Source organism: Mesorhizobium sp. M1273, from assembly GCF_040318195.1.
Lineage (GTDB): Bacteria > Pseudomonadota > Alphaproteobacteria > Rhizobiales > Rhizobiaceae > Mesorhizobium.
Genome location: NZ_JAMYLV010000037.1, coordinates 21,894 through 43,958 on the forward strand (window position 1 = coordinate 21,894; position 22,065 = coordinate 43,958).

At 61.3% G+C, this 22,065-nt stretch carries 24 protein-coding genes and 2 pseudogenes; 17 read left to right on the plus strand and 9 right to left on the minus strand.

The annotated features are described in order from the left end of the window. Nucleotides 1–7: 7 nt before the first annotated feature. The 3 genes from NKH30_RS27520 to NKH30_RS27530 form a co-directional block, all read right to left on the minus strand. On the minus strand, nucleotides 8–514 hold the full coding sequence (locus NKH30_RS27520; protein ID WP_352450990.1) for an SRPBCC domain-containing protein: 507 nt from the start codon (nucleotides 512–514) through the stop codon (nucleotides 8–10). Nucleotides 515–517: 3 nt separating this feature from the next. Next, nucleotides 518–1,117: an NADPH-dependent F420 reductase gene (locus tag NKH30_RS27525; RefSeq protein WP_352473459.1), complete on the minus strand. Its 600-nt coding sequence runs from the start codon at nucleotides 1,115–1,117 to the stop codon at nucleotides 518–520. Nucleotides 1,118–1,179: 62 nt separating this feature from the next. Next, nucleotides 1,180–1,914: an SDR family NAD(P)-dependent oxidoreductase gene (locus tag NKH30_RS27530; protein WP_352473458.1), complete on the minus strand. Its 735-nt coding sequence runs from the start codon at nucleotides 1,912–1,914 to the stop codon at nucleotides 1,180–1,182. 276 nt (nucleotides 1,915–2,190) lie between these two features. Here NKH30_RS27530 and NKH30_RS27535 point away from each other — a divergent pair, with 276 nt between their 5' ends. The 3 genes and pseudogenes from NKH30_RS27535 to NKH30_RS33260 all read left to right on the plus strand — a co-directional run. Next, nucleotides 2,191–3,087, plus strand: coding sequence for a LysR family transcriptional regulator (locus tag NKH30_RS27535; RefSeq protein ID WP_352502130.1), 897 nt, complete (start codon nucleotides 2,191–2,193; stop codon nucleotides 3,085–3,087). Nucleotides 3,088–3,595: 508 nt separating this feature from the next. Then, nucleotides 3,596–4,183: an NAD(P)H-dependent oxidoreductase gene (locus tag NKH30_RS27540; RefSeq protein WP_352772071.1), complete on the plus strand. Its 588-nt coding sequence runs from the start codon at nucleotides 3,596–3,598 to the stop codon at nucleotides 4,181–4,183. Nucleotides 4,184–4,279: 96 nt separating this feature from the next. Further along, nucleotides 4,280–4,444: pseudogene (locus NKH30_RS33260) on the plus strand (GMP synthase (glutamine-hydrolyzing)); the annotation flags it as partial. Nucleotides 4,445–5,090: 646 nt separating this feature from the next. Here NKH30_RS33260 and NKH30_RS27550 read toward each other — a convergent pair. Both NKH30_RS27550 and NKH30_RS27555 read right to left on the minus strand, forming a co-directional pair. Further along, nucleotides 5,091–5,741: a TetR/AcrR family transcriptional regulator gene (locus tag NKH30_RS27550; RefSeq protein ID WP_352473455.1), complete on the minus strand. Its 651-nt coding sequence runs from the start codon at nucleotides 5,739–5,741 to the stop codon at nucleotides 5,091–5,093. Nucleotides 5,742–5,842: 101 nt separating this feature from the next. After that, nucleotides 5,843–6,031, minus strand: coding sequence for a hypothetical protein (locus NKH30_RS27555; protein WP_352542047.1), 189 nt, complete (start codon nucleotides 6,029–6,031; stop codon nucleotides 5,843–5,845). Here NKH30_RS27555 and NKH30_RS27560 point away from each other — a divergent pair. After that, a complete protein-coding gene (locus tag NKH30_RS27560) occupies nucleotides 6,030–6,923 on the plus strand; it encodes an NAD(P)/FAD-dependent oxidoreductase (RefSeq protein WP_352473452.1) in 894 nt (297 codons plus the stop codon). The genes NKH30_RS27555 and NKH30_RS27560 overlap by 2 nt on opposite strands. A gap of 1,117 nt (nucleotides 6,924–8,040) precedes the next feature. Here the strand turns inward: NKH30_RS27560 and NKH30_RS27565 are convergent. Both NKH30_RS27565 and NKH30_RS27570 read right to left on the minus strand, forming a co-directional pair. Then, nucleotides 8,041–8,373: pseudogene (locus NKH30_RS27565) on the minus strand (hypothetical protein); the annotation flags it as partial. After that, nucleotides 8,291–10,333 carry a N,N-dimethylformamidase beta subunit family domain-containing protein gene (locus NKH30_RS27570; RefSeq protein ID WP_352997559.1) on the minus strand — a complete coding sequence of 681 codons (2,043 nt, stop codon included), beginning with the start codon at nucleotides 10,331–10,333 and terminating at the stop codon, nucleotides 8,291–8,293. The gene NKH30_RS27570 and the pseudogene NKH30_RS27565, both read right to left, overlap by 83 nt. 226 nt (nucleotides 10,334–10,559) lie before the next feature. Between NKH30_RS27570 and NKH30_RS27575 the strand changes: the two genes are divergently transcribed. The 9 genes from NKH30_RS27575 (at nucleotide 10,560) to NKH30_RS27615 (ending at nucleotide 19,404) form a co-directional block, all read left to right on the plus strand. Next, nucleotides 10,560–11,333: an SDR family NAD(P)-dependent oxidoreductase gene (locus tag NKH30_RS27575; protein ID WP_352473450.1), complete on the plus strand. Its 774-nt coding sequence runs from the start codon at nucleotides 10,560–10,562 to the stop codon at nucleotides 11,331–11,333. Between the two features lie 80 nt (nucleotides 11,334–11,413). Then, complete coding sequence (gene hisD / locus NKH30_RS27580) at nucleotides 11,414–12,736, plus strand: histidinol dehydrogenase (RefSeq protein WP_352502137.1); 1,323 nt, start codon at nucleotides 11,414–11,416, stop codon at nucleotides 12,734–12,736. 15 nt (nucleotides 12,737–12,751) lie between these two features. Continuing rightward, entirely contained in the window at nucleotides 12,752–13,774 is a 1,023-nt protein-coding gene (locus NKH30_RS27585; protein WP_352772073.1) for a zinc-dependent alcohol dehydrogenase, read from the plus strand. Nucleotides 13,775–13,805: 31 nt separating this feature from the next. Beyond that, on the plus strand, nucleotides 13,806–14,537 hold the full coding sequence (hutC, locus tag NKH30_RS27590) for a histidine utilization transcriptional repressor HutC (RefSeq protein ID WP_352502138.1): 732 nt from the start codon (nucleotides 13,806–13,808) through the stop codon (nucleotides 14,535–14,537). A 227-nt stretch (nucleotides 14,538–14,764) separates the two neighbouring features. Then, entirely contained in the window at nucleotides 14,765–15,766 is a 1,002-nt protein-coding gene (locus NKH30_RS27595; protein WP_502896457.1) for an ABC transporter substrate-binding protein, read from the plus strand. Between the two features lie 97 nt (nucleotides 15,767–15,863). After that, nucleotides 15,864–16,661, plus strand: coding sequence for an ABC transporter permease (locus NKH30_RS27600; RefSeq protein ID WP_352997563.1), 798 nt, complete (start codon nucleotides 15,864–15,866; stop codon nucleotides 16,659–16,661). A 10-nt stretch (nucleotides 16,662–16,671) separates the two neighbouring features. Then, on the plus strand, nucleotides 16,672–17,454 hold the full coding sequence (locus NKH30_RS27605; protein ID WP_352451005.1) for an ABC transporter ATP-binding protein: 783 nt from the start codon (nucleotides 16,672–16,674) through the stop codon (nucleotides 17,452–17,454). Between the two features lie 205 nt (nucleotides 17,455–17,659). Continuing rightward, nucleotides 17,660–18,061 carry a YciI family protein gene (locus NKH30_RS27610; protein ID WP_051406115.1) on the plus strand — a complete coding sequence of 134 codons (402 nt, stop codon included), beginning with the start codon at nucleotides 17,660–17,662 and terminating at the stop codon, nucleotides 18,059–18,061. 86 nt (nucleotides 18,062–18,147) lie between these two features. Next, entirely contained in the window at nucleotides 18,148–19,404 is a 1,257-nt protein-coding gene (locus NKH30_RS27615; RefSeq protein WP_352473445.1) for an RNA polymerase sigma factor, read from the plus strand. A 282-nt stretch (nucleotides 19,405–19,686) separates the two neighbouring features. Here NKH30_RS27615 and NKH30_RS27620 read toward each other — a convergent pair whose 3' ends face one another. Both NKH30_RS27620 and NKH30_RS27625 read right to left on the minus strand, forming a co-directional pair. After that, entirely contained in the window at nucleotides 19,687–20,115 is a 429-nt protein-coding gene (locus NKH30_RS27620; RefSeq protein WP_352473444.1) for a type II toxin-antitoxin system VapC family toxin, read from the minus strand. Next, nucleotides 20,112–20,354 (minus strand): type II toxin-antitoxin system Phd/YefM family antitoxin, encoded by a 243-nt coding sequence (locus NKH30_RS27625; protein ID WP_352468031.1) that lies wholly within the window; start codon nucleotides 20,352–20,354, stop codon nucleotides 20,112–20,114. Before NKH30_RS27625 ends, NKH30_RS27620 begins: the two co-directional genes overlap by 4 nt. Before the next feature lie 194 nt (nucleotides 20,355–20,548). Here NKH30_RS27625 and NKH30_RS27630 point away from each other — a divergent pair, with 194 nt between their 5' ends. The 4 genes from NKH30_RS27630 (at nucleotide 20,549) to NKH30_RS27645 (ending at nucleotide 22,061) form a co-directional block, all read left to right on the plus strand. Beyond that, entirely contained in the window at nucleotides 20,549–20,872 is a 324-nt protein-coding gene (locus tag NKH30_RS27630) for an ArsR/SmtB family transcription factor (protein WP_023716560.1), read from the plus strand. Further along, nucleotides 20,869–21,279: an SRPBCC family protein gene (locus NKH30_RS27635; protein WP_352473443.1), complete on the plus strand. Its 411-nt coding sequence runs from the start codon at nucleotides 20,869–20,871 to the stop codon at nucleotides 21,277–21,279. Before NKH30_RS27630 ends, NKH30_RS27635 begins: the two co-directional genes overlap by 4 nt. Before the next feature lie 71 nt (nucleotides 21,280–21,350). Next, on the plus strand, nucleotides 21,351–21,743 hold the full coding sequence (locus NKH30_RS27640) for a VOC family protein (protein WP_352814603.1): 393 nt from the start codon (nucleotides 21,351–21,353) through the stop codon (nucleotides 21,741–21,743). 87 nt (nucleotides 21,744–21,830) lie between these two features. After that, entirely contained in the window at nucleotides 21,831–22,061 is a 231-nt protein-coding gene (locus NKH30_RS27645; protein ID WP_352473441.1) for a hypothetical protein, read from the plus strand. The last annotated feature ends 4 nt before the right edge of the window (nucleotides 22,062–22,065 follow it).

The window sequence follows — 22,065 nt, forward strand, 5'->3', positions numbered from 1 at the left end:
AGCGCAATCAATCCACTGTCGTCTTCGCTGTTTCCGCCTCCGCTGCGTGGGCGAGGCTTTCGACCCAGTCTTGGTGATACCGATAGAGTGCGCCGGGATGTTTGCGCCCGAGTTCATCGAGGAAGAAGGGGCCCTGCTGCGTTTCCTCGGTCAGCACATGGCAGCCATGGTCCGTAGGCGTGATGACCCAGCCATGGTATGCGCTTGAGCCGGTCTCGTCGCCATCAACTGTCGTCGCCCATGCGAGCCTGCGAAGGGGCTCGCATTCCGTCACGACCAGACTCATCGGAAATCCAACCGTCACACGGCTGTATCGCGTTCCGAGCGCCAGTTCCGGCTCCCCCGTCAGAATCTTGACCTGATCCTCGGCGGGAAAGTAGCTCGACCAATTCTCGGCTTCGACGAGCAGCTTCCAGACCGCTTCAGGCGGCGCCTTCACGTCAATGTCGTTGAGTGCGTAGATGGCCGACGTTTTCGGATCATATCGCTCGGGCCAAGTCACATGGTCGTACATCGATTACTGCTCCTTCTTGAACAAATCCTGGAAGATGAGCTGGCCCCAAGTGCGGCCGCGCGCGTGCACCAGCGCGCCACCCTCGTTGAGCTTTCCCAGCTTGACGGGTGCGAACCCGAGTTGTTTGGCCAAGGCCGCCACGGGAGCGGTCGCGTCCTCGTCGTCGCTCGACAGAAAGACGACACGGTGCCCGCCCTGGACGATCGGATCGGCAGCCAGAGAGGCCGCACCCAGATGATTGAACCCTTTGACGAGCTTGGCGCCGGTGAACGCCTTCGCGACGAAGGCGGAGGACGGGAGACCGTCCAGCTCTTCAGGCACTGGAAACGCGTTCATCGCGTCGATGACTGTCTTGCCTTCCCAGCTCGGCAGAGCCTTCGCAACCTCGCGATGCTCCCCGAACGGGACTGCCAAGATGATTGTGTCGGCCTCGAGTGCATCCCGCAGCGACTTGGCGACTACCGTGGGTCCAATCGCCCGAGCCTGCGGCGCCAACGCCTCGGGCGGTCGGCGGCTCGCGACGGCCACGTCGATGTTTTTACGGGCGAAGGCGTGGGCGAGGGCCTGGCCTATCTTACCGAATCCTACAATTGCGTAGCTCATGATCTTCTCCGATCCGTGTTGGTATTGATTTCCCCGGCCTTCAACGGCGCTGGGTTAGCGCGTCAGAGTTGCGCAAGACCGCCGTCAACGGCGACCTCGCTGGCAGTCATGAAGCTGCTGTCCGACGACGCGAGAAAGGCCGCCGCCGCCCCGATCTCCGCCGGATCGGCCATGCGCTGGAGCGGAGTCATCGAGGCGAAGACCTTCTGGCCCTCCTCGCCTAGCGCTTCCTTCGCTAGCTCGGTCGCAGTGGCCCCGGGCGACAGCACGTTTACCCGGATGCCGGTGCCCTTTAGGTCCTCCGCCCAGGTCCGCGCGAGGTTGCGCACTGCCGCCTTGCTCGCGCTGTAGGCGCTCATCCCCGGGGCGCCCGTGGTGCCAGCGCTCGATCCGGTCAGGATTATCGAACCGCCCTCGCTCATCAGCGGCAGCGCCTTCTGGATCGTGAAGATCGTACCCTTCACATTGGTGTCGAAGGTTTCGTCAATGTGCTCGGCGGTGATCTCGCCGAGCCGAAGCTGGCTTCCCGCCCCGGCATTGGCAAAGACGATGTCGAGGGTTCCACGCTCGGCCTTCACCGCAGCGTAAAGTCGGTCGAGGTCGGTCAGATCGGAGACCGAGCCCTTCACCGCGCGGGCATTGGGCCCGAGGTCGGCCACAGCGGCGTCGAGCGCTTCCTGCCGACGGCCGAAGATGAAAACGAAGGCGCCCTCCTCGATGAAGCGCTTTGCTGCGGCGCGGCCGATGCCGGTAGCGCCGCCGGTGATGACTGCAACCTTCCCTTCAAGCTTTCCCATGACTTATCCTTCCAGGCCTTCGCCTTTGGTTGTGCGGGGACACCCCCGAGAACCTCGAAATGGGTCCGCCGGCGTCAGTTGTTGAGTGCGGAAGCGCGCACATCGGTGGTGCGAAATCGATCCGGCTGGGCGACTGACGCCAGCCGCGACGATCGGCGTCCGCCGTTCGGAATTGAGCTGCGCGCGTCGACATAGGCTATGATGACCGCCCGTACTGCTGTTCGATGTGTTAGATACGGGCTTTGGAAGGCGCACCGCGCGGTGCCGGATTGCACCATGATCGACTGGGATGACGTTCGCTACTTTCTTGCCGTCGCGCGCGGAGGCTCGGTGCGGGCCGCCGCCGAGCGCCTCGGTGTGAACCACTCGACCGTGCTGCGACGTGTCGCCCAGCTCGAGGAACGCCTCGGGGTGCACATGTTCGAAAAGCTGCCTTCGGGCTACCGCCTGACGACTGCGGGCGAGGAGGTCCTCGAGTTCGCGGACCAGATGGAAGTGTCGTCGCACCTGCTGGAGACGCGGGTCTTCGGGCGCGACCAGAGCGTGCGCGGGCTTCTGCGGGTGACGCTGGCACCGCCCCTCGCGACACACCTGCTCATGCCGGACTTCGCCGACTTCGCGCGTCTGCATCCGGACATCGAGATGGAAATCTTGTCGTCCGGCGAGCTGGCAAATCTGACCAACCGAGAGGCCGACGTCGCGATCCGCGTCGTCTACGACCGCAAAACCCTGCCGCTCAATCTTCACGGCCTGAAGGGACCGGAGCTGTTCGGCGGCGTCTATATGTCCTGCGATCGACTAGCCGCGTGGCGTGCGGGCGCACCTGATCCCATCCGGTGGATCGTCATAAGCATTCATGGAATTCCGGAATGGGCCAGCGAGGGTGAGGTTCGCACCACGGCGGTTCCCTTCAGGACCACGGACGCCGAGGCGCAGATCGTTGCTGTACGGCAAGGGCTCGGGATCACGACACTGCCCTGCTTCGTCGGCGATGCCGACCCCCTGCTGGCGAGGGTGCCGGGCACCGACCTGCACATGTACGGAACGCTCTGGCTTCTCACGCAGGGGGAGACACGCAAGACGAAGCGCGTACGGCTCTTCACGGAGTTCGTATCCCGCAGGCTCGCCGCGTACGCGCCGCTTCTCGCGGGGCTGTCCATATCGCGCGACTGACGCCTGGCAGGTCGCCGATGGCGCTGTCTCGAGCGGTCGGCGGCCGTCAGAAAGAAATCGACCGATTGATACCGATAGTCGCCAAAACGAGCAAATCGTGGACCGTCGAAATTGGTGTTTGAAATCAAGAGCGCAAATTTCTGACGGATCGCAAGAGGGTTCTTCGTCATGCGCAAAGGATTTGCGATAGCCAAATCAGCGAGTTACCATAGCTATGAACCATCGAGTGGGAATGAGGGGGAGTCTTAGCGAGCTGCCGAGAGCAGAGTGGCGGAAGCGATAATACCCCGGCAGATGTAGGCGATTGTCCTTGCATGGTGGCCTCTAGTCCCTCAAGGCGACGAGAAGGGCCATTCTCGGCGTTGAAAAACAATTGCTCTTTGAAGACTGTGGCGCGTACAGCTATTTCGAAATCCCATGATTGCTATGAGAAGCTTTGCCCGAGCACCGCGCCGCACGAATGATGACGCGCAGCGCAACCAAATTGGGGAGGATTCAAAATATTAGTATGCGATGTTTGATTGTCACGGCTCATCCACTCAATCCAAGCCTTTGCCAAACGCTTTCGAACGCAGCTATCGACACCCTGGTGGATGCGAAGCACCAGTGCCGACATGTTGATCTGTATCGATCTGGCTTCTTCCCGGCTCTTACACCGGCGGAGCGTGCGAGCTACTATTCCGGATTCGAGACCACAGAGGTAGCTAAAGAGATTGAGGATCTTCTCTGGGCCGAGACTATCGTCTTGATTTTTCCCACGTGGTGGTTCGGACCTCCAGCTATATTGAAGGGCTGGTTCGACAGGGTATGGGTGCCTGGTATTGCATACGATCACGCAGCCGATCTTGGTGCCATGCAACCGCGACTTCGCCAGTTAAGGAAGGTGGTTGCAATAACAACTTTGGGCTCACCTTGGTGGGTCGATTGGCTGATCCTCAGGCGGCCAGTGCGGCGTGTTCTCAAGACAGCTATTCTGAATACCTGTGCTCCTCAAGCCTCGCTTACGTTCCTTTCATTTTACAAGGTTGAAAGTCTGCCTAGGCAAGGCGTCGATGCTGCGATAAATCGCATTAGATCAACGCTACAGCGTCTATAGCTAAGCCCCGTCACAATGCTCCTTTTCCTTGAAGGGCGCACGTAGAGCAATGCCCGTGGGGACAGCGCGGCTCGTGACCGCTGCCCTTATCGGTATGTACGCGCATCACCACCGGTAGATGGCAGCACCGCGGATATCTACCGTCACGACATGGCATTCCTGGGCGCAGCCGCCACCGGCATCATAAACGAGGTGCGCGGCATCAACCGCGTCGTCTATGACGTGACGAGCAAACCGCCAGGCACAATCGAATGGGAGTGAGGGAAACGGCGATGATAGGCGGCTCTAGCGTAGAATTTCGCAGAAAATACAATGATTTGCGGGCAGGGCAGACTGCTAGCCAGGGCACCTTATCAATGCAATTGACAAACCTATCAAATCATTGAAATAGTTAAGTTTATCGGAGCGCCTGGCGCGGCTCGCAGCTTGTAGCAGATCACTCTGACGGTACTTTTGACGGTACTTTTCGTATCCGACAGAGCATTCTAAAAAGTACCGTCATTCGTTTTTGGGATTTGACGGTACTTTTCTGTGCGTCAACGCTTTGAAATATAACGAAAATTGCCCGTACCATGACATTTCTGCGCTGACGGAACTTTAGTTATCGACATACATAGTTTCAGCTTTGGCTGCGGTACCGATCGATGTTCCGGACCCGATAGCATATCGTCGGATGGCACCGTCGCATCACCTATCAAATGTTGTCCCGACTGCTGCCGGATCTGCGATGGAGAGAAGCGTCGACCGCATCCAGGCGGGAGCTTGGACCGCGGTAGATGCGAGCGTCTTTTTGTCGTTGGGAGAAAGATGAGGTGCCGCGATCTGTGCAAGCTCGGCCGCGCGCCGGCCCAATATGACGAAGCGCCTGGATACGGTCCCGGCCAAGCTGCCCGGAGCAATCAAATGCTTATCCGCCCGCGTGGTCGTTGCCACCGTGCGCGGCGATGAACATGGCGATGGCCGACCGGCAATAGGATTCGATTTCGTTGTCGTCTTCTGCTCTCGCCTGATCGAAGCGTGCGATAATCAGGAGATCGGATCCTTTGAAAAGCGCGGCAAACAAGCGGGCGGACCGGAGAGGATCGGGCACGTTCAGAACCGCCTTCGCGTGCAGCTGGCGCAACAGGGCCTCGATTTGGGCGATGACATGGGCGGGGCCGGCTTCGTAATGGAGCTTGCTTAACGACTTTTGATTCGTCTTGTCGGCCATGACCATGGCTTCGACACTGCGGACGTCTGATCTCAACAGCGTGCGAAGCAGTGATGATCCCACCGCCATGAGCTGATCGTCGACCGAACCGTCGACGCCTTCAAGAAGGGCCTGTGGTGCAAACAACTGATGGCAGCCGGCCGCGATGGCCGCGCTGTACAGCGCCTCCTTGTTCTCGAAGTGCCGATAGATGCTGAGCTTGGATATCTTCGCCCGCTGGGCGACCTTGTCCAATGTCGTCGCTTGAAAACCCAATTCCACAAAGAGTTCGCAAGCGGCGTCGAGTATCGTTTGGCCAAGCGCCTCGTTGGCGGGCCGGCCGCGCCGGCCCTGGCTGTTTTCGGTCACGACAATTCCAGTCCTTGACAGTATCCTAATTCTTGAATTACGATACCATGTAGTTTCCGAAATGTGCAAGCTAGCGGGTGGATTTCAACCTGTCCTCCAAATCAAGTTTCCCCGGGCCGCCCGGCGATATCGAATGCGGCATTGTCCGGCCGGCCAACACAGTGATGGGCGACTTTCTCGCCGATGCCGAAGCCCTGCTCGCTGCCCGTCTCGAGCGCGTATCGCTGGACGATATTTCGCGCCAGGCCCAGCCCACTCCCCTCCATCAACAACACGGAGCCCATCACCATGGATGACGTCATCATCATCGGCGGCAGCTTTGCCGGTCTCGCCGGCGCCCTGCAGCTCGGCCGTGCCCGCCGCAAGGTCACAGTTCTCGATACCGGCCTGCCGCGCAATCGCTTCGCCGGCCACTCGCATGGCCTGCTCGGTCACGATCACAAGCCACCGCTGGACATCCTGGCCGAGGTGCGGCAGCAGCTGGCGCGTTATCCCACGATCAGGCTGGTCAGTGCCCGGGCCGACAGCGTCTCCGGCGCCATCGACGATTTCTCCGTCCTCACTGGCGATGGCGAAAGCCTTGGGGCGCGGCGCCTGATCCTGAGCTATGGCGTCGCCGACCAGATGCCTGATGTTCCGGGCTTTGCCGAAAGCTGGGGCACGTCCATCGTACCCTGCCCCTATTGCGACGGCTTTGAGGCCGCCGGCCAGCATTGGGGCCTCGTCTGGTCCGGCCCGCAGTCGCACAATTATGTCAGGCTGTACCACGATTGGACCGACACGTTGACGCTCTTCGCCGATGGTCACGACATTCCACCCGATATCCGGGCCGATCTGGCGCGCCGCAACATACCTGTCGTCGATGGCCGGATCACCGAGATCGCCCATCACGGGGGCCATATCGCCACCGTCAATCTCGATACCGGCCGCAATGTCGCGGTCGACATCCTGTTCGCCCATCCGCGCAACAAGCCGTCCGCAAGCCTGCATGAATCACTGGGCCTCGCCACGGTCGATACGCCCCTCGGCATCGCACTCAAGGTCGACGAGCGCCGCGAAACTAGCATTCCCGGCATCTACGCCGCCGGCGACCTCGCCAACCCCCTCATGGCCTCGGTCACCCTGGCAACATCGCATGGCGCGACGGCGGGTATCTCCGCCCAGCAGTCGATGCTGGTTTGAGAGCACAGATTCCCTTCTCCGGTTGCCGCGGGCTATCATATTCTGAAGGTTGCGGGCCGGTGCCACGGAACGCGGGGCCCCTCTCCCCTGAGGGCCTTGGCCGCCTGAGCACCGTCATGTGTCCGCCGCTCCGCTAAACACGGGGGCTGCGCGGCGGACACGCCAACGTCAACGCAATGCCACGCCATTTTGCAGAACTTGACGCACACAACTCTCGGAGCGGGTGGGTCTTGAGGTGTCCAGTTTATGCTGCCGGGAGTGTCCAGTTTGCACTGCCAGCGGTATCCAGTTCACCTACAAACGGAGAGGGATGGCGCTTGGATGACGCTGCCGCGGCGGGTCGCGTTGTGGCGCGCTGTGCTATGAAAGTTAGTGACGGTACTTTCTTGGTTCGCTGTGAAACCCACCTGAGTTGCCCAAAGTGGGTCGGGAAAGGCGATCGACTTCGATAGATGCCAAAACCGCACAAAAAATTTTCGTGCTATTTTTCCATTTGAAATCAAGACTGTAACGTTTTGACGGCCCATGGGTCGGCTTCTTGCGCGGCAACGAATAAAAAACCTAGCTATATCAATGGCCTAACTAGATTTAGAACAATCGAGTGGGAATGAGCTCAAATTCGGTCCGACGGACGTTAGGGTGTCGGGTGGGTTGTGATCAGGCGGGGAACGTACGTCACTCTGATCGCGTCCTCGCCAACCCGGTCGCTGGCCACGAGACGCAGCGTTGAAGTGGCGATGGAGCGCCTCGCCCGGCATCGGCAGCCCGGGCCGGCCCTCGGCGCCAGCGACATAGTCGTCGAGCGACTGCATCATTCCGAACACAAGCTTCGCCATGCACAGGCTCCTATCGATCGACGACGATCCGAAGGGATCGCATTCATTTATACCTCGCCCTTACTTCGTCGGTTCGTTGGCTGCACACATTCTCTGACCTGTTCACGTTGGCCGGTAAATCTGCGCCACCGCGGCCCCCGGAAAGGCTTTCGAGCTCACCAGCTTGAGAGACATCGGCGCGGCGAGTTCGGAGAACAGCGGCAGGCCTTTGCCCAGCGCCACGGGGCCACCATCAGGGCGAGCTGGTCGACCAGTCCTTGGGCGACGAGACTGCGGGCGAAGCTCACTCCGCCGTGGGCGATGATCGGCTTGCCCTCTTGGGCTTTCAACTTCGCGACTTCCTCCGCCAAGTCACCGCTCGCCACATAGGCCTCCGCCCAACTTTCACCACCGGGCTGCAATTTCGCCGGCTGGTTGCGGCTGAGGCAACTGCCGCCCGCCAGGTGGCGAGAGGCATGTGAGACGAAGCCGCTGCACGCCGACTGATTTGATTCCCAAAACCGGATACGGGTCTTTCCGTAACGGCGCCAATCAGCTGGTCGATTTTTCTCGGCCGGGTTCTCCTTTCGTCGCGCCCAGGCGGGTAAGCAGATTGAGCGTGATCCTGCCGACATCGTTCATGGCGCCTGCGGCTGGCAGCGCGCCGCACCAGGCAACCGAGCTTGCCGAAAAGATCAAGCCGCCTGCTGCGAGCTTTCGCAGGGTCATTTCGGCGCAGCGGCGGGCGATGCGTTGCTTATCCCCGCCCTCATACCAGCGCGTCGGATCCTGGAAGAAGCTGTCGGGAAAGCTCGTCGCCCGCGCGATCACGACGGTGTCAGCGGAAGTGCCGAGGGCTGGATCCGTCGCATCCACTTCGTAGCCCGCGGCACCGCCCAGCACCATGCCGTCGGTGCCGAAGGTCGCATTTTCAACGCCTTCGAACAGCCATGCGCATCCTGCTTCATGGCTTTCCTCAGTGCGCGTGAAGGGGCGTGCGCCATCGAAACCCATCAATGAGATTGCACCGCCGATCAGCGAGAATTCGCCTCGGCCGCGGCAGCGGAGATAGCCGCCTGGTTCGTTGGTGATCGACAGCGCCTGTTCGGCGACCGGGCCGTCCCAGGTGCGGCCGGCCTCCAGCGGCGAGCGCCGCAACTCCATCAGGTCGTCCTTGAAAGCCACAGTGGCAGCAAAGCCGTTTCCGCCGAGATAGGCGATGCTGCCGCCTTCGGCTACAAACTGCCGCAGCGCCTGCTCCATCTCGATCGACACATATTCGGGATGACTGCCGGTGACGACGGCTTGATGTCGACGCAAACCGTCTATGCCGCATTCGTGCAACTCGTGATCGGTCATGACGTCAAACACGATTCCATTGTCGTGGCAGAATCGGAGGAAATGCAGATCGACCGGCAAATTGTGTGGGCAGCCGCAGAGCGGATAATCGTAATCGTCCCTGAGCGTCACTTTCGGCTTTTTGTAGGAGCAGATGGAAACACCGCTAAGGTCGGAATGGTAGTCGTAAAGGGATTTCAGATTGTTGGCGATCGCGAAGCGATGTCCCCGGTCGTCGCCTTTCCATTCATAAAGATGATCCGGGAGATATTCGTCCGCATAAGCGAGATAGGTGGCCGTCGGCACGAGATACAACAGCGGCGACGAAACCTGTGAAGAGGTGACGAAGAACACCACGCGTTCGTAGCCACCCTCCCATTCGGCCTGGAACGCGTAGACGCCTGGGTGTGCGTTTTCGGGGATCGTCACGCGGTGCGAGACCGGCCACTCAAGCGGGCCGATGTCGTCGTCGTGGCAATGGATAGCGTCGTAGTGCGACGGCACCAAGCGAGGCTCGAAGCTCGATCCGTCCCAGCGTGCCGAAGTCACGCAGAAGGCTGGCTGATTGATCACATCTAGGAGCAGCGGATCTGCTCCGCCCGACGACAGGATCGGTTGCGTTGGTAACAGCGTCGGGAAATCCCAGGCAACAGTCCCCTGTGGGGTGTCGAGCCGGATCGCAGCAAATTTCGCGTTGAGGGTAGGTTCGTGGTTGGTGGCACTTGCGCCGAAATGGATGCCGTGCGCCTGGAGGTTCCGCGCCGGGCCGCCAAAACCTTCATGGAGTTCGTAAGGCGCGAGACGGTCATGGGATTTGATGCGCAGACGCGATTGTTCCTGCCGCAGATCCAATTCGACGGTGAGCCACACACCAGTTGGCGCCTTCTTCTCGACAAAGGTTTCGTCACCGATTTCCACGACAAATGCGCCGTCGTCGCGGAGGCGCAGCCCGAGGGCGCCTGCTTCCAGGATCGTGCGCGCACCTTCGTTGCGCGTGAGGAACAGCTCGAAACGAATGCCGTGGACGGCTTGTACTTTGGCCAGTTCGCCGGCTCGCACGAACAGGAACGACCCCTGGTCGAAATGCCGATGCCGTGCTTCACCTATCGTTTCGATGGGCCAGGCGAGAAATTCCGGAGCCGGCTTGTCGAGCCGGCAAATTCGTGTGGCCTTTATCGGCCGATCGCATGACAGGCTGAGGTTGATCCGCTGGCCTGCTTTGGCACTCCAGGGGGTGGTATAGCCGACCACGCTCATCGCGTCGTGGTCTACTGCGCGCTTCATCTATCCCCTCCCGATGAACTCCAGATGGGCTGGGGCGAACCGCGTAGACCGGTCCGATGTCGGTCAATGCGCTGCCGCTCTGACAAGCAAAGTTCCGCATGGCGCACTACAGCCATGATGTACATGCTTGTATAGATAAGCTGCATTCGGATAGTCTCGACGCGATCGGTCCAAGCGCGACATTACCAAGGAGGATGACATGCGCAACGCATCTCTCTTCGATCTGTCAGGCAGGAAGGCGCTTGTAACCGGCGCAAGCCGTGGCATCGGGCGCAGCATCGCCGAGGCGCTCAGCGCGGCCGGCGCCGACGTCGCGGTCGCGGCGCGCAGCGTGGCCTCGCTCGAGAAGACGATGGCCGCCATCCGCACCGCCGGCGGGGTCGCGCACGCCGTCGCCCTGGATGTCACCGATGTCGACCGCTGCCGGGCGGCGACAGCCGAGGCCGGCAGCCTGCTCGGAGGTCTCGATATTCTCGTCAACAATGCGGGGGTGGAAGAGGTCCGGCCTTCACTCGATGTCGACGAGGCCTTGTGGGACCGGATTGTCGATACGAATCTCAAAGGCGCCTTCTTCTGCGCCCAAGCCGCCGCGCGGCAGATGAGAGACGCCGGACGGCCCGGCGTCATTATCAATCTCTGCTCGCTGACCTCCGAGGTTGGGGTTCCCACGGCGGTGCCGTACGGCTCGTCGAAATCAGGCCTCCTCGGCATGACGCGGGCGCTTGCTGCAGAGTGGGCCGATCTCGGGATCCGGGTCAACGCCATTGCGCCTGGCTATTTCAGAACAGCGATGACAGACGTGTTCTACAGCAACGAGGCATGGCAGCAATCGATGCTCGCCAAGATTCCGCAGCGCCGTTTTGGTGATCTCTCGGACCTGCACGGAATCGCGGTGTTCCTCGCTTCGGATGCGGCAGCCTACATAACCGGCCAGTCCATTCCCGTGGATGGAGGCTTTCTCGCATCGATTTGAAGGCTTCAGGGGCCGGAGACGTGTCCCAGAAGTGATCGACAAGCGCTAATCGTAATTGCGTTCTAACAAAAGGAGCCGCCATGTCTGACGTCAGCTTCCACCGCCTGTCATCCCTCAGCGTCGATCAGCGGGCCAGTTTACTGAAACGCGCCGAAGGAGATCTGTCTTCCTTCATCGAAAAGGTCCGTCCAATCATTCAGGCCGTCAAGGATGAAGGTGACGCGGCACTGCTCCGGTTTGCACGCGAACTCGACAAAGCCGATGTTGCCGACGGTGGACTGAAAGTTTCGGAAGCGGAGTTCGACGCGGCATTCGACAAGGTCGAAAAGGATGTCGTGGAGAGTATCCGGTTCGGCATTGAGAACATCCGGCATTTCCACGAGGAGCAGCGCCCGGAAACGATGTGGCTCAAGGAAGTTCGGCCGGGCGCCTATGCGGGTGACCGATACACACCGATTGCTTCCGTTGCGCTTTATGTGCCGCGCGGCAAAGGCGCCTTTCCCTCGGTGACGATGATGACCTCGGTTCCGGCGGTGATTGCCGGGGTTCCCCAGATCGCGATTGTGACGCCTGCGACTTCGGATGGTTCCGTCGACGCCGCGACGCTGGTTGCTGCCCGCATCGCCGGCGTGGAGACCGTGTACAAGTGCGGCGGCGCCCATGCGGTCGCCGCCGTCGCCTATGGGACCGAGACCGTGAAGCCTGCCGTCAAGATCGTCGGGCCGGGGAGCCCCTGGGTGGTGGCGGCAAAGAGCGTGTTGTCCCCGATCATCAACACAGGTCTCCCCGCCGGTCCTTCCGAAGCGATCATTTTTGCCGATCACAGCGTCGACGGCGGCTTGGCCGCTCTTGACCTGTTGATCGAGGCCGAGCACGGGCCGGATTCCTCGGCCTACCTAGTGACGCACAGCCGCAAGGTCGCCGAAGCCGCGTTGATTGCGATACCGGAACACTGGTCCAGGATGAGCGAACAGCGTGTGGAGTTCTCACGCGCGGTGCTGACTGGGAAGCGCGGCGGCATCGTGCTGACCGAGTCGCTGGAGGACAGCTACCGGTTCATCAACGACTATGCGCCGGAGCACCTCGAGATTCTGTCAGCGGAGCCATTTGCGCATCTCGGACGTATCACGGAAGCTGCCGAGATCCTCATGGGTCCGCATACGCCGGTGACCCTCGCCAACTTCGTCCTGGGACCCAATGCGGTGCTGCCGACCAGCCGGTGGGCGCGAACCTTTGGACCGCTTTCCGTGACGGATTTCGTCAAGAGATCGTCGGTCGGCTATGTGACCTCGGCGGCCTATCCGGAACTCGCCCTGCATGCCCGCAGGCTCGCCCGCTACGAAGGATTCAGCTCGCATGAGAACGCGGTTTCGGAGATCCGCGATCGCTATCTCGCCGGCTGAGCGGAAACGATGACGATGAGGGCGGCGCGGCTCCATGGACCCGGCGACCTGCGCGTCGAGGATATCGCCGCGCCAGGCGCTCCCGAGCCAGGCTGGGTGAAGCTGAGGGTCGATGCCGCAGGCATTTGCGGTTCCGATCTCCACAACTTCCGCACGGGCCAATGGATAAGCCGATCGCCTTCCACGGCCGGCCATGAGCTGACAGGCACGGTGATTGCCATCGGCGAGGGCGTGGATACCGTCGGTGTTGGCGACCGAGTGGTCGCCGATTCCCGTTTCTGGTGCGGAGAATGCGCGCAATGCCATGCAGGCAAGCGGCATCTTTGCACGTCGCTGGGCTTTGTCGGCGAGATATGCGACGGCGGATTTGCCGAACAGGCGGTCCTGCCCGCACGCCTCCTGCACATCGTCGAAGCCGTGCTTGACGAACGGGTCGCGGCGATGGCCGAGCCGCTGGCTGTAGCGTTGCACGCAGTGCGGCGTCTGCCGAAAACGGCCGGTTCCGTTCTTGTCGTCGGCTGCGGGACCATTGGCGGGCTTGCCGCACTGCTGCTTTCCCGGACATTCGCAGGTACCGTGCTCGTCGCCGACCGCAATCAGGGCCGCTGCGCCCGCGTGGCGCGGGTCACCGGCGCCAGCATCGTCGATTTGAACCGGAACGCCATCGCCGCCGCCACCGCGGATGCCCCCTTGCTCGCTGCCGTCGAAGCGACCGGCAGCATCGCAGCACTCGGCCAGTTGCTCGGCGTTCTCGACGCCGGCGGCACCGTTGCGATGGTCGGCATATTCCACGGCCGCCTCGATATCGATCCCAACATCCTGGTTGAACGCGAAATCGCATTGCTGGGATGCCACGCCTTTGCCGATGAGCTTCCCGACGCCATCCGGATGCTCGGCGAATTGAGCGAGCCCATGGTCGAACTGATCGACCGGGAGATCGGCCTGGATGATGTTCCCGCAGCCTATAAGCGGTTGTTGGCGGGACAGGGCGATGGCTTGAAAACAATCATCCGGATGCGGTCTGCCGGGCGCGTGTGATTTCCGAACCTTGCCGGAAAGGATTTTTGTAATGATCACTTTGCCCGACACCGCCAGCCCTCTTTACGAGAAGGTCAAGGACTACATCCTGACGAATATCGGAACGGGGCGATGGAGCAAGGACCGCAAGCTGCCGTCCGAAAATGAATTCGTGGCGACACTCGGCGTGTCTCGGATGACGGTCCATCGTGCCTTGCGAGAGTTGACCTCTGCGGGTTTTCTGATCCGGCTCCAGGGCGTCGGCACATTCATCGCGCCGCCTCGACCGCAATCCGCACTGATCGAGATCAACAACATCGCGGCGGAAATTGTCGCGCGGGGAAACAGGCATCGCTCCGAGGTTATCGTCCTCGAAAAGATCACGCCGACAAAGGAGCTCGCGCTTTCGTTTGAGTTTGCAAAGCGCGTGTCGGTCTACCATTCCATCGTCGTCAACTTCGAGAACGACCTGCCTGTGCAACTGGAAGAGCGCTTCGTCAACCCGGGCCTGATACCCGACTATGACAAGCAGGATTTTTCCAAGACAGCGACCTACGACTACCTCATGCAGAAAACCCCCGTGACGGAGGTCGAGCACATCATCTCGGCGACCCCTGCCGATGCCGAGACGGCGCGGTATCTGGGCATCGACGTCGGCAGCTGCTGCCTGTTTCTGCATCGCCGGACATGGACGGGCGCCGTCGTTGCCACGATCAGCAAGCTGACTTACGTTGGCAGCCGCTACTCGCTTGGCAGTCGATATTCTCCATCCAAAAAAACCTGATCGCAGTGAAGCGAATCAGAGTCGGAAGGAGGGGGGCTAACTTGTATATGCATGTATGTATTTAGCCTTGACATCCGCTGTTGCTGACGTTGAAGTGTCGTCGCACTTTCGTTGAACGGACAGCTAAGATGCCGAGGCACGGTGCCGCAAGAGCAGAAGCCCGCATTCTCACCAGGCCGGATGTTTGGCTCAAAAAAAGCGGCCTGATCATCAAGGGGAACAAGATGATGCGTAACCTAGCAGGACAATTTCGGGCACTCGTTATGGCTGCTGCCGTCGGGTTTGCCCCGGCGGTCTACGCGGCCGACACGACAATTCCGGCGACGCCTGAGGCAGGAACATTCAAGATAGGCATCGAGCCATGGCTTGGCTACGGCCAGTGGCACGTCGCCGAAGCCAAGGGTCTGTTCAAGGCAAACGGGCTGTCTGACGTGCAGATCGTGAACTTCGCCGAGGACAAGGACATCAACGCCGCCCTGGCGAGCGGCCAGCTCGATGCCGCCAACATCGCGACCCACACGGCTATGGGCATGGTTGCGGCCGGCCTGCCGGTGAAGATCGTGCTTCTGCTCGACGTCAGCATGACGGCGGACGCCATGATCGCCGGCAAGGACATCGCCTCCGTCGCCGACCTCAAGGGCAAACAGGTGGCTTTCGAGGAAGGCACGACGAGCGACATCCTGCTCAAATACGCGCTCGCCAAGAACGGCATGTCCATCGCCGATGTCCAGCCGGTTCCAATGCCGGCGGCGGATGCCGGCAGTGCGTTGATCGCCGGCCAGGTCCCGGTCGCGGTTACCTATGAGCCCTATCTCACCGCGGCCAGGGCACAGAACAAGGACGTCAAGCTGCTCTTCACCGCAGGCGAAGATCCCGGCCTGATCAGTGACGTGTTCGTGGTGCGCGATGAGGTGATCAAGTCGCGTCCCGGCCAGGTGCTTGCCATGATCAAAACCTGGGATGCGGCCCTGAAGGCTTACAATGCCGACACGCCCGACGGCCGGGCGATCATCTCCAAGGCGGTTGGTTCGAGCGTCGAAGACCTCAACACCGCCTTTGATGGCGTGCGTTACTATACTCTCGCCGAAAACAAGGATGCGCTGACGGGCGAATTTTCCACCAAGACATTCGCCGATGTCGAGGCAGCCGCCAAGAACGCCGGGCTGCTTCAGGCGGACGTGACGCCGGAGCAGATGATCGACCCGTCATTCGTCAAGGCCGCGAAATGACGAGGGCCGGCTCGCGGTGGTGACGCAAATGTCCGAGCAGCGTGCGACCAAGCCAAGCCCGTCTCACGCAGCGCCGGGGCAGGTGATCAAACAGCCGATGCGCCGTCGCCCCTCCGCCGGGGTAGGGGCGCCCCACGGACCCGCGCGGGTGGGGGTGGTATCAGTTGGGGTTTTTTCCGGCCTCGGCCTCGCCTGGTGGGCGGCAACGGGGTTGGGGCTGGTAAAGCCGATTTTCCTGCCCTCGCCGGGGAGCGTGGTGACCCAGCTCGGCAAGCTCTCGGGTGACGGCACGCTGTGGCTGGATCTCAGGACCTCGATATACCGTATTTCTGTTGGCTTCCTCATCGCCTCGGCATTGGCGATTCCGATTGGCGTGCTGATCGGCAGCTTCAGGACTTGGGAAGCGGCGATCGAGCCGCTTGTGGATTTCATCCGCTACATGCCGGTGGTCGCTTTCGTGCCCCTCTCCATCCTGTGGTCGGGGACCGGCGATGCCCAGAAGTTCCTGATCATCTTCATCGGCACCTTCTTTCAGCAGGTGCTGATGATCATGGACAATGTGAAGCGGGTTCCCGCTGATTTCATCGGCCTTGGCAGGACGCTCGGCCTGCCGGATCGCAGGATCCTGACGCGCATCGTGGTTCCCAGCGCCTTGCCAGGCATCTGGGATACGTTGCGCATCAGTCTCGGCTGGGCATGGACCTGGCTGGTGTTGGCGGAACTTGTCGCGGCGACATCAGGGCTCGGCTACCGCATCACCGTGTCCCAGCGTTATTTCCAGACAAACACCATCATCGGCTACATCCTGCTGCTGGGCGTGCTTGGCCTCATTACCGACCAGGTTATGAAGGCACTGGGAAAAGTGCTGTTCCGGCAGGAGGGCCACGTGCAATGAGGCCGGGCCGATGAGTTTGCCCAAATTGCGGATCGAGGGTCTCCACAAGAGCTTCGGCACGGGCGCGCGGCGCACGGAAGTGCTGCGCGATATCAATCTCGATCTTGCCGACAACGAGTTCGTCTCGCTGGTGGGCACGTCGGGTTGCGGCAAGAGCACGCTGCTGTCGATCGTTGCCGGACTGCAGGATTTCGACGCGGGAGATCTTGCCATCGATGGCGCGCCGATCCTGCAGCCGGGCCTCGACCGCGGCGTCGTCTTCCAGTCCTACACCCTGCTTCCCTGGCTGACGGCGCAGCAGAACATCGAGTTCGCGCTCAAGGCCGCGGGTCATGATCGCGCGACCTGCCGCAGGATAGCACGCGAGCATCTCGATCTGGTCAAGCTCCCGCACAGCGCCAATCGTTATCCGTCTGAGCTTTCGGGCGGCATGAAGCAACGGGTGGCCATAGCGCGTGCTCTTTCGTATCGACCCAAAATGCTTCTGATGGACGAGCCCTTTGGCGCGCTCGATGCCTTGACCAGGCATCAGATGCAGGAACTCCTGACGCAGATCTGGGAGGAGCACAGGCTCACCGTGCTCTTCGTCACCCATGATGTGGAAGAAGCCGTCTACCTTTCGGACCGCATCGTCGTGATGGGGATCGGCCCAGGACGCATCATGCAGACCTTCAATGTCGACATCGAGCGCCCGCGCCGGGAAGAGGTCATGGAAACCCCGGCCTTCATGGATTTGCAGCGCAGCGTGCACAAGGCGATCCGCGAGGCCTCAAAACGTCCCGAAATGGTTTAGGCGAGCCACTCAATTACTTACAATCGGCGACCAGCGTTGCGCCCAATCTCGATATCGCGCCATCGCAATTCCTGACTAGAGGAGCCGCGATCGGCGGCTTTCTCCTTAACCTCGAAAAAAATTTGCAGGACAATGTCGATTTCCTAAACTCCGTTCGTCGTTTCGATGCCGGGCCGGTGAGTCCGGCTCAACAAGGAGACAGACGATGCGTGTGATGGTGCTCGTGAAGGCTACCGAGGACAGCGAAAAGGGCTTTGTCCCCACGCCCGAGGCGAAGGAGGCGATGGAGGCGATGGGCAGGTTTAACGACGAGCTGCGCAATGCCGGCATCTTGCTCGACGCCGATGGCCTCAAGCCCTCCTCGCAGGGCAAGCGCGTTGCCTTCGATGGCCCCCGCCGGACGGTCATCGACGGGCCTTTCGCCGAGACCCGCGAACTGGTCGCCGGCTTTTGGCTCTGGGAAGTCAAGGACATGGACGAGGCGGTCGCCTGGGTGAAGCGCTGCCCCAATCCCATGCCGGGACCGAGCGAGATTGAAATCCGGCCGCTGTACGAGATGGCTGATTGGCAATGGGAATCTGACGCCGGAGGTCACGGAAATCCATGACCGGACGCGCGAGAAGCTCAGCGGCAACTGAACCTGTCGGCCGCAACCTGCTTTGCCTTCGTTATGGCTTTGGCCGATAAGGCAGCATGACGGCAGGCGAGACGCAGCAGGCGATCGAGGCGATTTTTCGCATTGAACGGGCCCGGCTCATCGCGGGCCTGGCCCGCCTCGTGCGCAATGTCGATCTTGCAGAGGAACTGGTGCAGGACGCCCTCGTCATAGCCCTATCCGAATGGTCCAGGACCGGCGTTCCGGCCAATCCTGGCGCTTGGCTGATGACAGTCGCCAAACACCGCGCCATCGATGCGATTCGTCGCGACAAGATGCGCGAGCGCAAGCATGAGGAGATCGCGCGGGAGCTGGACGGCGAGTGCGACGGTACGGCCGAGGGAAACGAAATGGCCATGAACAACGATCTTGGCGACGAACTGCTGGGCCTCATCTTCACAGCCTGCCACCCCATACTTTCGGCCGACGCCCGCGCGGCCCTCACGCTGCGTGTCATCGGCGGCCTGACGACGGACGAGATCGCCCGTGCTTTCCTGTCGAGCGAGGTGACGATCGCCCAGCGCATCGTCCGCGCAAAGCGGACGATCGGAAAGGCCAGGCTCAGCTTCGAGGTGCCGCGCGGCGCCGAGCGTGCGGCGCGTCTGTCCTCGGTGCTGGAGGTCATCTATCTCATCTTCAATGAAGGCTATGCCGCCACGGCAGGCGACGACCTTGTCCGGCCGAGCCTGTGCCTGGAGGCACAACGGCTCGGCCGCATGCTGGCGGGGTTGATGGCCGAGGATGCCGAGGTGTTCGGCCTGCTGGCTCTGATGGAAATCCAGGCATCGCGCCTGCCGGCACGCATCGGGCCGGACGGCGCCCTCTTGACCCTGACCGAGCAAAACCGCGCGCGCTGGGACCAGCTGCTGATCCGCCGAGGCCTTGACGCGCTGGCCCGTGCCGAAGCCCTCGGGGGCGATGGCCCCTATGTGTTGCAGGCCGCGCTTGCAGCCTGTCACGCGCGGGCGCGCAGTCCGGCCGACACCGACTGGCCCCGCATCGCAGCGCTCTACGACCGGCTGCGTGCAGTGATGCCCTCGCCGGTGGTCGATCTCAATCGAGCGGTCGCCCACAGCATGGCCTTCGGGCCCGAAGCGGGCCTGCGGCTGGTAGACGAGATTGCCGACGCCGCCGCCTTGCGCAATTATGCGCCATTGCCGGCGGCGAGGGGCGATTTTCTGTTTCGGGCCGGCCGGCTGGCCGAGGCCCGCGCCGAATTCGAGGCTGCGGCCAAGCTCACCCGCAACGTGCGCGAAGCGGCCTTTCTCCTCGCCCGCGCAGACGCTTGTGGTTGACAGCATCGCTCTCCGTGCCCGACGCGCCGCTCGGCAACATCGAAAGCCGCCAGTTCGCTCCCGGCCAGCCCCCTTCAATGAGCGTGATCAGCTCGCAACGCGAAAGGGATTAACGATGCGCAAGCCTTCGTCGAGCGCCATTCCGTGCTGCATGTCCTCTGACCAGAGTGTATCGCAGCCAGCGTGAACCGCCGCGGAGGCGATCATCGCTTCATAGGTGGAAAGGCCGTACCGCTCGGCGAGCCTCAATCGGTTTATTCATTTTGGAGGAGAGGGCCTCGATCATGCCAGCAACTGCGTCGGCACGCCGAGAATCGGTCCTGCCTCGGCGAGTCGCTGGTCGAGGGTCCACACCGTGGCGCCATGCTCCGATGCCGTCGCGAGGTGCAGGGCGTCGCCAGCACGAAGCCCGAGGATATGCTGATCGGCGAATTTCGCGGCGACCCGAAAATGCCCGCCCGTCACCGGCAGCACGGTGAAGCTCTCAGCGACAAGCCTATTGAACATCGCGAGCGCTGCCGCGCGTTGCTCCAGGTCGATCTGTCCGGTCCGAAGCTTGATCGCCATGGCGGAGGACATCTCGGTGATGGTCCAGTCGCTGATCACAAGTTGCGCTGGGTCCTGCTCCGCCAGCCAGCCCTGAACGCGCGCGGTCATGGCTTTGTTGGATAGCGCCGCGATGATCAGCGAAGTATCGAGATAGGACGTCAATAGCGATCGCCATCTCGCATCGATCGCACCAGATCGGCGGCAGCCTGAGCTTGCAGAGGCATGGTTGCGGTCAGGGATTGGAGCAGGACGGCGTCGATCCGTTTGCGAGGGCGGGCCACGGCCGTGAGCCTGGCGACCGGCTTGCCACGCCGGGTTATGTCGATCGAGTCTCCAGCCTCGACCCGGTCGACGAGCTCACTCAGATGTGCCTTGGCGTCCGCCAAATTGACCGCGTCCATCTCAGCTCCTGACCATGTAGATGGTCATATAGCATATAAACGCGTGACAATTCCAGTGCAGAGCACGGCGAATAAGCAACTGGCTGCGTGAGCGAAGCAGGTGACCTGCAACGAGAATTATGCCGCTTCCCGCTTGACTCACACATATCCCGGTGGTTATACATCGATCAATAGCCGAAGGGTTATCGATCCCAATGCCAAACGCTCACGATGTACTCTTCAGAACGCTTGCCGATCCGACTCGGCGCGCTATTTTTGAGCGGCTGTGTCGCGAAGGAGAGCAGACGGTCGGGGCTCTGACGGCTCAGGCCGGGATCTCGCAACCGGCCGTGTCAAAACATCTCGGCGTTTTGAGGCAGGCCGGGCTCGTGCGCGACCGCCATGCAGGGCGACAGACCCATTATAGCGCGCAGCTTGCTGCGCTTGCCCCCCTGATCGACTGGACAAGCCAGATGACCGGGTTCTGGCAGAGCCGGTTCGACGACCTCGAAGACCTGCTCAAAAGGATGGACCAGTGAACCGAACGTCGACCGAAACGCTCTCCGTCGTTGTCGAACGGGAAATCGCTTATCCGCCCGAGAAGATCTGGCGCGCGCTCACGCAACCACACTTGATCGAGGAGTGGCTCATGAAAAATGACTTCAAACCTGTCGCGGACCACCGTTTCAATCTTCACGCAGACTGGGGCGCTGTCGAATGTCAGGTGCAGACGGTCGAGCCGAACAGAACACTGACTTACACGTGGGATACCAAGGATCTCAAGAGTGTCGTCTCCTGGACCCTCACCCCCACGAGCACCGGAGCCCGCTTGCGCATGGAACAGTCGGGCTTCCGGCCGGATCAGCAGCCTTACTTCCGGGGTGCCAAAGTCGGCTGGCCGAGGTTCTTTGACGATCTGGAGCAGGTTCTGGCGCGGACGGACTGAGATCCGCTGGGCTATCCAGGCAAGGGCTCTGTTACAGAGCGACATCACGAGGCGATAATGGAGGCAAGCCAATGAAGATCAAGTTGGCCAAAGTATTCGTGGACGACCAGGAAAAGGCACTGGGCTTTTACACCGAAACGCTCGGCTTTACCAAGAAGGCCGATTTCAGCAATGGGCCGTTTCGCTGGCTGACCGTCGCATCACGCGACGAGCCGGACAGTGCCGAGCTGCAACTCGCGCTCAATGACAACCCCGCTGCAAAGACCTACCAGCAAGCCATTTTCCAGCAGGGCCAGCCCGCGGTCATGTTCTTCACCGATAACGTCAAGGGCGACTACGAGCGCATCAAAGCGCGCGGCGCCGAGTTCACGATGCCGCCGACCGAAGTAACCGGCTCGACCATCGCCCAGCTGAACGACAACTGCGGCAATCTCGTTCAAATCACCCAACTGGCGCGCTGGTAAAGCATGCGTTCAGTGGCGTGGCTGCCCGGCGGGAGTCGCCAAACGGGCTGCCCGATCCGCTTCGGTTCGTCTTCAGAGGAGGTCTCAATGGATTGGAACAAATGGGTTCGGCAGATCCACCGCTGGCTATCGATTATCTTTGCGACGGTCGTCGCCGCCATCTTCATCAGCCTGGGAGTAGGCAAGGAACCCGCCTACTGGGTATACCTCTTGCCGCTGTTTCCACTCGGCTTGCTCCTGCTTACCGGGCTGTACATGTTCGTGCTGCCTTACGCTCCCAAGTGGCGCAACGCAGGGGGCACCGGCGCATTGGAGTGAACGC

What these genes read in the sequence shown, in the direction of transcription:
- NKH30_RS27520 (WP_352450990.1), bottom strand. Translation starts at nt 514, where the DNA reads ATGTACGACCATGTGACTTGGCCCGAGCGATATGATCCGAAAACGTCG.
- NKH30_RS27525 (WP_352473459.1), bottom strand. Translation starts at nt 1,117, where the DNA reads ATGAGCTACGCAATTGTAGGATTCGGTAAGATAGGCCAGGCCCTCGCC.
- NKH30_RS27530 (WP_352473458.1), bottom strand. Translation starts at nt 1,914, where the DNA reads ATGGGAAAGCTTGAAGGGAAGGTTGCAGTCATCACCGGCGGCGCTACC.
- NKH30_RS27535 (WP_352502130.1), top strand. Translation starts at nt 2,191, where the DNA reads ATGATCGACTGGGATGACGTTCGCTACTTTCTTGCCGTCGCGCGCGGA.
- NKH30_RS27540 (WP_352772071.1), top strand. Translation starts at nt 3,596, where the DNA reads ATGCGATGTTTGATTGTCACGGCTCATCCACTCAATCCAAGCCTTTGC.
- NKH30_RS27560 (WP_352473452.1), top strand. Translation starts at nt 6,030, where the DNA reads ATGGATGACGTCATCATCATCGGCGGCAGCTTTGCCGGTCTCGCCGGC.
- NKH30_RS27555 (WP_352542047.1), bottom strand. Translation starts at nt 6,031, where the DNA reads ATGGTGATGGGCTCCGTGTTGTTGATGGAGGGGAGTGGGCTGGGCCTG.
- NKH30_RS27570 (WP_352997559.1), bottom strand. Translation starts at nt 10,333, where the DNA reads ATGAGCGTGGTCGGCTATACCACCCCCTGGAGTGCCAAAGCAGGCCAG.
- NKH30_RS27575 (WP_352473450.1), top strand. Translation starts at nt 10,560, where the DNA reads ATGCGCAACGCATCTCTCTTCGATCTGTCAGGCAGGAAGGCGCTTGTA.
- hisD (WP_352502137.1), top strand. Translation starts at nt 11,414, where the DNA reads ATGTCTGACGTCAGCTTCCACCGCCTGTCATCCCTCAGCGTCGATCAG.
- NKH30_RS27585 (WP_352772073.1), top strand. Translation starts at nt 12,752, where the DNA reads ATGAGGGCGGCGCGGCTCCATGGACCCGGCGACCTGCGCGTCGAGGAT.
- hutC (WP_352502138.1), top strand. Translation starts at nt 13,806, where the DNA reads ATGATCACTTTGCCCGACACCGCCAGCCCTCTTTACGAGAAGGTCAAG.
- NKH30_RS27595 (WP_502896457.1), top strand. Translation starts at nt 14,765, where the DNA reads ATGCGTAACCTAGCAGGACAATTTCGGGCACTCGTTATGGCTGCTGCC.
- NKH30_RS27600 (WP_352997563.1), top strand. Translation starts at nt 15,864, where the DNA reads ATGCGCCGTCGCCCCTCCGCCGGGGTAGGGGCGCCCCACGGACCCGCG.
- NKH30_RS27605 (WP_352451005.1), top strand. Translation starts at nt 16,672, where the DNA reads ATGAGTTTGCCCAAATTGCGGATCGAGGGTCTCCACAAGAGCTTCGGC.
- NKH30_RS27610 (WP_051406115.1), top strand. Translation starts at nt 17,660, where the DNA reads ATGCGTGTGATGGTGCTCGTGAAGGCTACCGAGGACAGCGAAAAGGGC.
- NKH30_RS27615 (WP_352473445.1), top strand. Translation starts at nt 18,148, where the DNA reads ATGACGGCAGGCGAGACGCAGCAGGCGATCGAGGCGATTTTTCGCATT.
- NKH30_RS27625 (WP_352468031.1), bottom strand. Translation starts at nt 20,354, where the DNA reads ATGGACGCGGTCAATTTGGCGGACGCCAAGGCACATCTGAGTGAGCTC.
- NKH30_RS27630 (WP_023716560.1), top strand. Translation starts at nt 20,549, where the DNA reads ATGCCAAACGCTCACGATGTACTCTTCAGAACGCTTGCCGATCCGACT.
- NKH30_RS27640 (WP_352814603.1), top strand. Translation starts at nt 21,351, where the DNA reads ATGAAGATCAAGTTGGCCAAAGTATTCGTGGACGACCAGGAAAAGGCA.
- NKH30_RS27645 (WP_352473441.1), top strand. Translation starts at nt 21,831, where the DNA reads ATGGATTGGAACAAATGGGTTCGGCAGATCCACCGCTGGCTATCGATT.